The organism is Stenotrophomonas sp. TWI1151, assembly GCF_039673135.1.
In the GTDB taxonomy this organism is placed as follows: Bacteria; Pseudomonadota; Gammaproteobacteria; order Xanthomonadales; family Xanthomonadaceae; genus Stenotrophomonas.
Genome location: NZ_JBDJLA010000028.1, coordinates 1 through 8,640, shown reverse-complemented (window position 1 = coordinate 8,640; position 8,640 = coordinate 1). Strand labels below are relative to the sequence as shown.

Sequence of the window (8,640 nt, the reverse complement as noted above, 5' to 3'; positions counted from 1 at the left end):
ATAACGGGGCGGGTGTTCGGCGGGCTGCGTGGCTGGTGTTGGCCGTGGCCGTGTAGCGGTAGGCAGAGCCAGAGCAGAACCGGCATTTCAGGTTGGTGCGTGGCGGGACGGGGGGGGGGGGGGGGGGGGGGCCCCCCCGCCTGCGCGATCAGTTGCCGTCCAGTTCCATGTTGATGGCCAGCGAGCGGATTTCCTTCACGAGCACGTTGAAGGATTCCGGCATGCCCGCGACCATCTCGTGCTCACCGTCGACGATGTTCTTGTACATCTGGTTGCGGCCCTGCACGTCATCGGACTTCACCGTCAGCATTTCCTGCAGGGTGTAGGCCGCGCCGTAGGCTTCCAGCGCCCAGACTTCCATTTCACCGAAGCGCTGGCCACCGAACTGCGCCTTGCCGCCCAGCGGCTGCTGGGTAACGAGCGAGTACGGGCCGGTCGAACGGGCGTGCATCTTGTCGTCGACCAGGTGGTTCAGCTTCAGGTAGTGCATGTAGCCCACGGTGGTGTGGCGATCGAATGCCTCACCGGTGCGGCCGTCATACAGCTGGGTCTGGCCGCTCAGCGGCAGGTCGGCCAGGGCAAGCATGTGCTTGATCTCGGCTTCGGTGGCACCGTCGAACACCGGCGTTGCCATCGGCACGCCGTCGGTCAGGTTGGCGGCCAGGCGCAGCAGCTCCTCGTCGCTGAACTGGGTCAGATCGACGTGGTTGGCGTGCTGGGTCTTGTCGTGGTTGTACACGTCGTCCAGGAACGTGCGCAGGTCGTTGATCGCGGCCTGGGCTTCCAGCATGCCCTGGATCTTGCGACCCAGGCCCTTGGCGGCCCAACCCAGATGCACTTCCAGAATCTGGCCGATGTTCATACGCGACGGCACGCCCAGCGGGTTCAGCACGATGTCCACGGTTTCGCCCGAGGCCATGTACGGCATGTCTTCGACCGGCACCACGTTGGAGACCACACCCTTGTTGCCGTGGCGGCCTGCCATCTTGTCACCCGGCTGGATGCGACGCTTCACGGCCAGGAAGACCTTGACCATCTTCAGCACGCCCGGGGCCAGATCGTCGCCCGCGGTGATCTTGCCGCGCTTGTCGGCGAAGCGACGCTCGAATTCCTTCTCGTGCGCCTGGATCTGCTTCTGGGCGCGTTCGATGGCTTCCGAGGCGTCCTCGTCCTTCATGCGCAGCACGAACCAGTCCGCCTTCTTCAGGCCGTCCAGGTAGGCGTCGGTAACGGTGTCGCCCTTCTTCAGGTTGGCACCGCCGTTGACCACCTTGCCCACGATCTGCGAACGCAGACGGGCGTAGATGGCACCTTCCAGGATGCGGAACTGGTCGTCGAAGTCCTTCTTGACGCGCTTGATTTCAGACTCTTCGATCTGACGGGCGCGCTTGTCCTTCTCGATACCGTCGCGGGTGAAGACCTGCACGTCGATGACGGTGCCGTCCATGCCCGGCGGCACGCGCAGCGAGCTGTCCTTCACGTCCGAGGCCTTCTCGCCAAAGATCGCGCGGAGCAGCTTCTCTTCCGGGGTCAGCTGGCTTTCGCCCTTCGGGGTGACCTTGCCGACCATGATGTCGCCGGCACGCACTTCGGCGCCGATGTACACCACGCCCGACTCGTCCAGACGGTTCAGGGCCTGCTCGGACACGTTCGGGATGTCGGCGGAGATTTCCTCCGGCCCCAGCTTGGTGTCACGCGCAACGCAGGTCAGCTCTTCGATGTGGATCGTGGTGTAACGATCCTCTTCCACCACACGCTCGGAAAGCAGGATGGAGTCTTCGAAGTTGTAGCCGTTCCACGGCATGAAGGCGATCAGCATGTTCTGGCCCAGGGCCAGTTCGCCGATGTCGGTGGACGGACCATCAGCCAGCACGTCGCCACGCGCCACCACGTTGCCCACTTCCACCAGCGGACGCTGGTTGATGCAGGTGTTCTGGTTGGAACGGGTGTACTTGATCAGGTTGTAGATATCCACGCCGGCGTCGGTCGCGTCGGTGATTTCCACTTCGTTGACCTTGACCACGATGCGGCCGGCGTCGATCTGCACGATCTCGCCGCCACGACGGGCGTTCACGGTCACACCGGAGTCACGGGCCACGGCGCGTTCGATACCGGTACCCACCAGCGGCTTCTGGGCACGCAGGGTCGGCACGGCCTGACGCTGCATGTTGGCGCCCATCAGTGCACGGTTGGCGTCATCGTGCTCCAGGAACGGGACGAGCGCGGCAGCGATCGACACGGTCTGCATCGGCGAGACGTCCATGAAGTGGACTTCTGCCGGCGGCTTGAGCAGCGACTCACCCTGGAAGCGGCACGGCACGAACTGCTCGGTGAGCATGCTCTTGGCATCGGTCAGGGCGTTGGCCTGGGCGATGACGTACTCGTTCTCTTCGATGGCCGACAGGAATTCGATCTCGTCGGAGACCTTGCCGTCAGCAACCTTGCGGTACGGGGTTTCGAGGAAGCCGTACTGGTTGGTGCGGGCGTACACGGCCAGCGAGTTGATCAGGCCGATGTTCGGGCCTTCCGGCGTTTCGATGGTGCAGACGCGGCCGTAATGGGTCGGGTGCACGTCGCGCACTTCGAAGCCGGCGCGTTCGCGGGTCAGACCGCCCGGGCCCAGGGCCGAGACGCGACGCTTGTGCGTCACTTCCGACAGCGGGTTGTTCTGATCCATGAACTGGGACAGCTGCGAGGAGCCGAAGAACTCCTTGATGGCCGCGGCGACCGGCTTGGCGTTGATCAGCTCCTGCGGGGTCAGGCCTTCGGATTCGGCCATCGACAGGCGTTCCTTGACCGCGCGCTCGACGCGGACCAGGCCCACGCGGAACACGTTCTCGGCCATTTCACCGACCGAACGCACACGACGGTTGCCCAGGTGATCGATGTCATCGACCACGCCACGACCGTTGCGGATCTCGGTCAGGACCTTGATCACTTCCAGGATGTCGGAGGTGTCGGCGTGCTCGGCGACCAGGCGCTTGGACTCTTCGTCGTTGCGCTCACCGAAGTACTTGCGGTCGTACAGCACGGCTTCGCCGGTGACAGCCTTGCGGCCGACACGGCGGTTGAACTTCATGCGGCCGACCGTGGACAGGTCGTAGCGCTCGAAGGTGAAGAACAGGTTGTGGAACAGGTTCTGCGCGGCATCCTTGGTCGGCGGCTCGCCCGGACGCATCATGCGGTAGATCTCGACCAGGGCTTCCAGCTGGGTCTTGGTCGGATCGATGCGCAGGGTGTTGGACAGGTACGGGCCACGATCCAGATCGTTCACCCACAGGGTGCCCACGGCATCCACACCGGCCTTGCGGAAGGCCTGCAGCTGCTCGTCGGTGATTTCGTCGTTGGCCTGGGCCAGCAGTTCACCGGTGTTGGCATCGACCACGTCGTGCGACAGGATGCGGCCGACGATGTAATCGTCCGGCACGGCCAGGGCGGCGATGCCCGAGGCTTCCAGCTGCTTGACGTGACGCGCGGTGATGCGCTTGCCGGCTTCCACGATGACCTTGTCACCGTCGGCCAGGTCGAAGTTCAGGGTCTCGCCGCGCAGACGCTCGGCCACCAGTTCGAGCTGCACGCCTTCATCGGGGTTGATGTGGAACGTGTTGATCTCGAAGAACTCGGCCAGCATCTCTTCGTTGCTGTAACCCAGCGCACGCAGCAGGATCGAGACCGGCAGTTTGCGGCGACGATCGATACGGGTGAACAGGGCATCCTTCGGGTCGAACTCGAAGTCCAGCCAGGAACCGCGGTACGGGATGATGCGGGCGCTGTACAGCAGCTTGCCCGAGCTGTGGGTCTTGCCACGGTCGTGGTCGAAGAACACACCCGGCGAACGGTGCAGCTGCGAGACGATCACGCGCTCGGTACCGTTCACGATGAAGGTGCCGTTGTCGGTCATCAGCGGGATTTCGCCGAGGTAGACCTCCTGCTCCTTCACGTACTTGATGGCCTTGGTCGACGACTCACGGTCGTAGATCACCAGGCGCACGGTCACGCGCAGCGGCGCGCCGTAGCTCATGCCACGCTGGCGGCACTCGCGCTCGTCGAACACGGGATCGCCGAGCTTGTAGCCGACGTATTCCAGGGCAGCGTTGCCGCTGTAGCTGGAGATCGGGAACACCGACTTCAGGGCGGCATGCAGGCCGTGGTCCGTGCGCTTGGCCGGATCGACGTTTTCCTGCAGGAATTCACGGTAGGAATCGACCTGGATGGCAAGCAGGAACGGCACTTCGAGGATCGAGCGCTGCTTGCCGAAATCCTTGCGGATACGCTTCTTTTCGGTGAACGAATAAGACGTCATGAGGTATCACCTTGGCTGTGCGGATCGTGCGTCCACGACCCGAGGGGAAACTGAAATTGTCAGTTGGAAGTCGCTGGTATTGCCGGCACCAGCACGCCTTCTCCCGCTACTTCCAACTGCCAACTCGTCTGCATCCACTCCCCTGCCCGCGCGCCTGGGCGCCGCTGTGACGGGGGATGACCGCAGCCCGTGTTGGGCTCGTATTTCGGGTGTTGCGTGAAACGACCAAAGGCCGGGGGCTTACGCCCCCAGCCTTGGCTGCATCGCCGTGTTTCGATGGCGAGGCAAGGAACTGCTTACTTGACTTCGACAGTCGCGCCAGCAGCTTCCAGGTCCTTCTTGAACTTGGCAGCGTCGTCCTTCGAAGCGGCTTCCTTGATCATGCCGCCGGCTTCTGCCAGATCCTTCGCTTCCTTCAGGCCCAGGCCGGTGATGGCGCGGACAGCCTTGATGACTTCGACCTTCTTGTCGCCGGCCGACTTCAGGATGACGTCGAATTCGGTCTGCTCTTCAACAGCGGCAGCCGGGCCAGCAGCAGCAGCTGCGGCGACCGGAGCAGCGGCGGAGACGCCGAACTTCTCTTCGATGGCCTTGACCAGCTCCATCACTTCCATCAGGGACTTCTCGGCGATGGCGTCGACGATCTGTTCGTTGGTAAGGGACATTTTGATTACCTTTGGATAATTTTCTGGGTTGAGGTTCCGTTCGGAACCACGGAAACGTCGACTCAGGCGGTTTCGGCGACCGGCTCGGCAGCGTCAGCGGTTTCACCGCCACCCTGCTTGTCGGCCACGGCCTTGACGGCACGGGCGAACATCGTGGCCGGCTCGGCCAGGACGCGGGCCAGCATGGCCAGAGCCTGATCACGGGTCGGCAGCGAGGCCAGCACGTCGACATGGCCAGCCGGGAACAGTTCCCCGCCGATGGCCACGACCTTTGCCTGCAGCTTGTCGTTGGTCTTGGCAAAATCCTTGATCAGGCGACCGGCTGCGCCGGGCTCCTCGAGCGAGAACGCGTACAGCAGCGGACCGACGAGCGCGTCTTTGGCGCATTCGTATTCGGTACCTTCCACTGCACGTGCCGCCAGCGTGTTCTTGACAACTTTCAAGAAAACGCCGGTTTCGCGTGCCTGCTTGCGCATCGCGGTCATCTGGGAGACCGTGGTGCCAGCGTATTCGGCTGCGATCAAGGAGTGGGCCTTGGCGGCGACGTCTGCCAGCTCGGCGACTACTTCTTGCTTCTGGGACAGATTGAGAGCCATTGCACTCCTCCAATTGAACTCCGCTTACGGCTCCTGCCGTGTGCGGTCCTGGGCGGCATCCATCCTGGACGCCGGGAACATCAGGTGATGTTCCAAGGGTGGGCCGTTCTAGACCTGGATGGCCAACCTGGGAGAACCCAGACGTGCGTAAACCAGAAAAACTCCAGAAGGGCACCATCTACGCAGGGTGATTCCCGGGGGAATCGATTAAGCGTTCGGTACTGCGCCGGCGGCGACTCCCTGCCAATGCGAGCATCCTTGCCCGTCGCCGGTATGTACTGACCGCGCCTGCGGTCTTTGACGGCTATCTCTGCAGGGCGAGCCCCACTCGGATTGCCTTCAAATATCGCGGGTACCGGACCGGGGTCCGGCACCCGCTTGAAACGATTACTTCAGCGACAGCGAGGACTGGTCGATGGTCACGCCCGGGCCCATCGTCGAGCTGACCGAAACCTTCTGCAGGTAGGTGCCCTTCGAGGTGGCCGGCTTGGCCTTGACCAGATCCATCAGCAGCGCCTGCAGGTTCAACTTCAGCGCGTCTTCGGCGAAGTCGGCCTTGCCGATGGTGCAATGGATGATGCCGGCCTTGTCAGTGCGGTAACGCACCTGACCCGACTTGGCATTCTTGACGGCTTCGCCCGGGTTGGCCGACACGGTGCCGACCTTCGGGTTCGGCATCAGGCCGCGCGGGCCGAGCACGGTGCCCAGCTTACCCACGACGCGCATGGCGTCCGGGGTCGCGATGACGACGTCGTAGTTCAGATCGCCGGCCTGCATCTTCTCGGCCAGGTCGTCCATGCCCACGGCTTCGGCGCCAGCGGCCAGGGCTTCGTCAGCCTTGGCACCGGCCGGTGCGAAGACGGCAACGCGCACGCTCTTGCCGGTACCGGACGGCAGCACGGTGGAACCGCGCACCTGCTGGTCGGACTTCTTGGCGTCCACGCCCAGGCGCACAGCAACGTCGAAGGACTCGACGAACTTGGCCTTGGTAGCGGTCTTCAGGATCTTGATGGCGTCCTCGAAGGCGTATGCCTTGCCCGGGACGACGGCGGCCTTGATGGCCTTCTCACGCTTGGTCTGTGCCATCTTCTTAACCCTCTACCACGAGGCCCATGGAACGGGCAGAACCGGCGATGGTGCGCACCGCGGCATCCAGATCGGCAGCCGTCAGGTCTGCTTCCTTGGTCTTGGCGATCTCTTCGAGCTGCTTGCGGGTCACCTTGCCCACCTTCTCGGTGTTCGGGCGCTTGGAGCCCGAGGAGATGCCTGCAGCCTTCTTGAGCAGCACGGCAGCCGGGGTGCTCTTGGTGATGAAGGTGAAGGTACGGTCCGAGTAGGCCGTGATGATGACCGGCACCGGCAGACCCGGCTCCAGCTTCTGCGTGGCGGCATTGAAGGCCTTGCAGAATTCCATGATGTTCAGGCCACGCTGACCCAGCGCAGGACCGACCGGCGGCGAGGGGTTGGCCTGACCGGCCTTCACCTGCAGCTTGATATAACCGACAACTTTCTTTGCCATGAGTATGCTCTCCGGGTGCTAGCGCCTTACGACAACAGGCTCCCCATCGGACCGGGAATCACGCGTCCCGGCATCGCGTTTTGAATTCACGCAGAAGGCCACCTCGCGGCGGCCCTTGCTTTTTGCCAGCTTCCTGGCAGGAAGCCGCGCACTATATCAGGTTTTTTCCGCCCTTGCCTCAAGGCTGACGGGCGCAGGCTGTTCAGGTTCCGGGCGGCCGCCCGGAACCCTGCCGCCCCAGGCTCAGACGGCCTTTTCGACCTGGCCGAATTCGAGCTCGACCGGGGTGGCGCGACCGAAGATCAGCACCGAGACGCGCAGACGGCTCTTCTCGTAGTTGACTTCCTCGACCACACCGTTGAAGTCGTTGAACGGACCTTCGGTGACACGGACCATCTGGCCCGGCTCGAACAGCACCTTCGGACGGGGCTTTTCCACACCTTCCTGAACGCGGTCCAGGATGGCGGCAGCCTCTTCATCACGGATCGGCAGCGGACGATCGGCGGTACCGCCGATGAAGCCCATCACCTTGGAGGTGTCCTTGACCAGGTGCCAGCTTTCGTTGTCGATGCGCGGGATACCGTTTTCTTCGTGGGTCTCGATCTGGACCAGCACGTAACCCGGGAAGAACTTGCGCTCGGAACGGCGCTTCTGGCCGGCGCGCATTTCAACCACTTCCTCGGTCGGGACCAGGACGTCACCGAAGCGCTCCTGCATCTCGTCACGCACGATGCGATCGCGCAGAGCCTGCGCAACCGACTTTTCGAAGCCCGAATAGGCGTGAACGACGTACCAACGCTTCACTGGTTTCTCCTTATCGACCCAGGAACCACTGGGTCAATTTCTGAATCACGAAGTCAAATCCGCCCAGCAGCAGGCTGAGGATGATCACCACAACGATCACCACCCAGGTCATGCGAATGGCTTCCTGGCGCGTCGGCCAGACCACCTTGCGCAGTTCGAAACGCGATTCGGAAAGGAATTCCCGCGTGTCGCGACCCTTGCCGGTCAACAGGAACACGCCGAGGCCGGCCACCAGGCCAACGACAACGGCCAGACCGCGAAGCGGACCGGCCCATGCACTCTGGGAGGCATGCTCAGGAGCACCGAACCAATACCAAGCAAAAAGACCCGCCAGCACCAGGATCGCTGCGACGGCGTACTTGACGATGTCACCTCCAGTGGAGGCGTTGTCTTTGGAATGCTCGATCTTGCTGTTCATCCGGCTCTGGCTGCTGTGGCGGCATAGCCGCTGGAAGGGAGAAGTGGCACGCCAGGAGGGACTCGAACCCCCAACCTGCGGTTTTGGAGACCGCTGCTCTGCCAATTGAGCTACTGGCGTACTGAAAAAACTTGCCTTCCCTAAGACGGCGAAGGCGGACCGAGGTTCCCGGCCCGCCACTCGCGAGACCGGCAGCAGCGCTATGCGACCGCCGGTATTGCAGTATTACGCGATGATCTTGGAGACCACGCCGGCGCCGACGGTACGGCCGCCTTCGCGAATCGCGAAGCGCAGGCCTTCATCCATGGCGACCGGGTTGATCAGGGTGACAACCA

The 8,640-nt window shown here is 63.1% G+C and carries 7 protein-coding genes, 1 tRNA gene and 1 pseudogene; all 9 read right to left on the bottom strand.

The window, feature by feature from the left end; all coding sequences use genetic code 11:
* Positions 1 to 148 precede the first annotated feature (148 nt).
* Complete coding sequence (gene rpoB / locus ABE422_RS18605) at positions 149 to 4,303, bottom strand: DNA-directed RNA polymerase subunit beta (RefSeq protein WP_313209703.1); 4,155 nt, start codon at positions 4,301 to 4,303, stop codon at positions 149 to 151.
* Between the two features lie 296 nt (positions 4,304 to 4,599).
* Positions 4,600 to 4,968: a 50S ribosomal protein L7/L12 gene (rplL, locus tag ABE422_RS18600; protein WP_019186119.1), complete on the bottom strand. Its 369-nt coding sequence runs from the start codon at positions 4,966 to 4,968 to the stop codon at positions 4,600 to 4,602.
* A 62-nt stretch (positions 4,969 to 5,030) separates the two neighbouring features.
* Positions 5,031 to 5,564 carry a 50S ribosomal protein L10 gene (gene rplJ / locus ABE422_RS18595; RefSeq protein WP_121044660.1) on the bottom strand — a complete coding sequence of 178 codons (534 nt, stop codon included), beginning with the start codon at positions 5,562 to 5,564 and terminating at the stop codon, positions 5,031 to 5,033.
* A 387-nt stretch (positions 5,565 to 5,951) separates the two neighbouring features.
* Complete coding sequence (rplA, locus tag ABE422_RS18590; protein ID WP_121044663.1) at positions 5,952 to 6,650, bottom strand: 50S ribosomal protein L1; 699 nt, start codon at positions 6,648 to 6,650, stop codon at positions 5,952 to 5,954.
* Between the two features lie 4 nt (positions 6,651 to 6,654).
* On the bottom strand, positions 6,655 to 7,083 hold the full coding sequence (rplK, locus tag ABE422_RS18585; protein ID WP_019186116.1) for a 50S ribosomal protein L11: 429 nt from the start codon (positions 7,081 to 7,083) through the stop codon (positions 6,655 to 6,657).
* 243 nt (positions 7,084 to 7,326) lie between these two features.
* Positions 7,327 to 7,887: a transcription termination/antitermination protein NusG gene (nusG, locus tag ABE422_RS18580; RefSeq protein ID WP_019186115.1), complete on the bottom strand. Its 561-nt coding sequence runs from the start codon at positions 7,885 to 7,887 to the stop codon at positions 7,327 to 7,329.
* A 10-nt stretch (positions 7,888 to 7,897) separates the two neighbouring features.
* Positions 7,898 to 8,305 (bottom strand): preprotein translocase subunit SecE, encoded by a 408-nt coding sequence (gene secE, locus ABE422_RS18575; protein WP_121044666.1) that lies wholly within the window; start codon positions 8,303 to 8,305, stop codon positions 7,898 to 7,900.
* Between the two features lie 44 nt (positions 8,306 to 8,349).
* Positions 8,350 to 8,425: transfer RNA gene (locus tag ABE422_RS18570), tRNA-Trp, on the bottom strand.
* Between the two features lie 105 nt (positions 8,426 to 8,530).
* Positions 8,531 to 8,640 (bottom strand): annotated as a pseudogene (locus ABE422_RS18565) (elongation factor Tu); the annotation flags it as partial.

Excerpts from the sequence above, each read along its gene's own strand:
- rpoB (WP_313209703.1), bottom strand. The coding sequence starts at position 4,303 with ATGACGTCTTATTCGTTCACCGAAAAGAAGCGTATCCGCAAGGATTTC.
- rplL (WP_019186119.1), bottom strand. The coding sequence starts at position 4,968 with ATGTCCCTTACCAACGAACAGATCGTCGACGCCATCGCCGAGAAGTCC.
- rplJ (WP_121044660.1), bottom strand. The coding sequence starts at position 5,564 with ATGGCTCTCAATCTGTCCCAGAAGCAAGAAGTAGTCGCCGAGCTGGCA.
- rplK (WP_019186116.1), bottom strand. The coding sequence starts at position 7,083 with ATGGCAAAGAAAGTTGTCGGTTATATCAAGCTGCAGGTGAAGGCCGGT.
- secE (WP_121044666.1), bottom strand. The coding sequence starts at position 8,305 with ATGAACAGCAAGATCGAGCATTCCAAAGACAACGCCTCCACTGGAGGT.
- rplA (WP_121044663.1), bottom strand. The coding sequence starts at position 6,650 with ATGGCACAGACCAAGCGTGAGAAGGCCATCAAGGCCGCCGTCGTCCCG.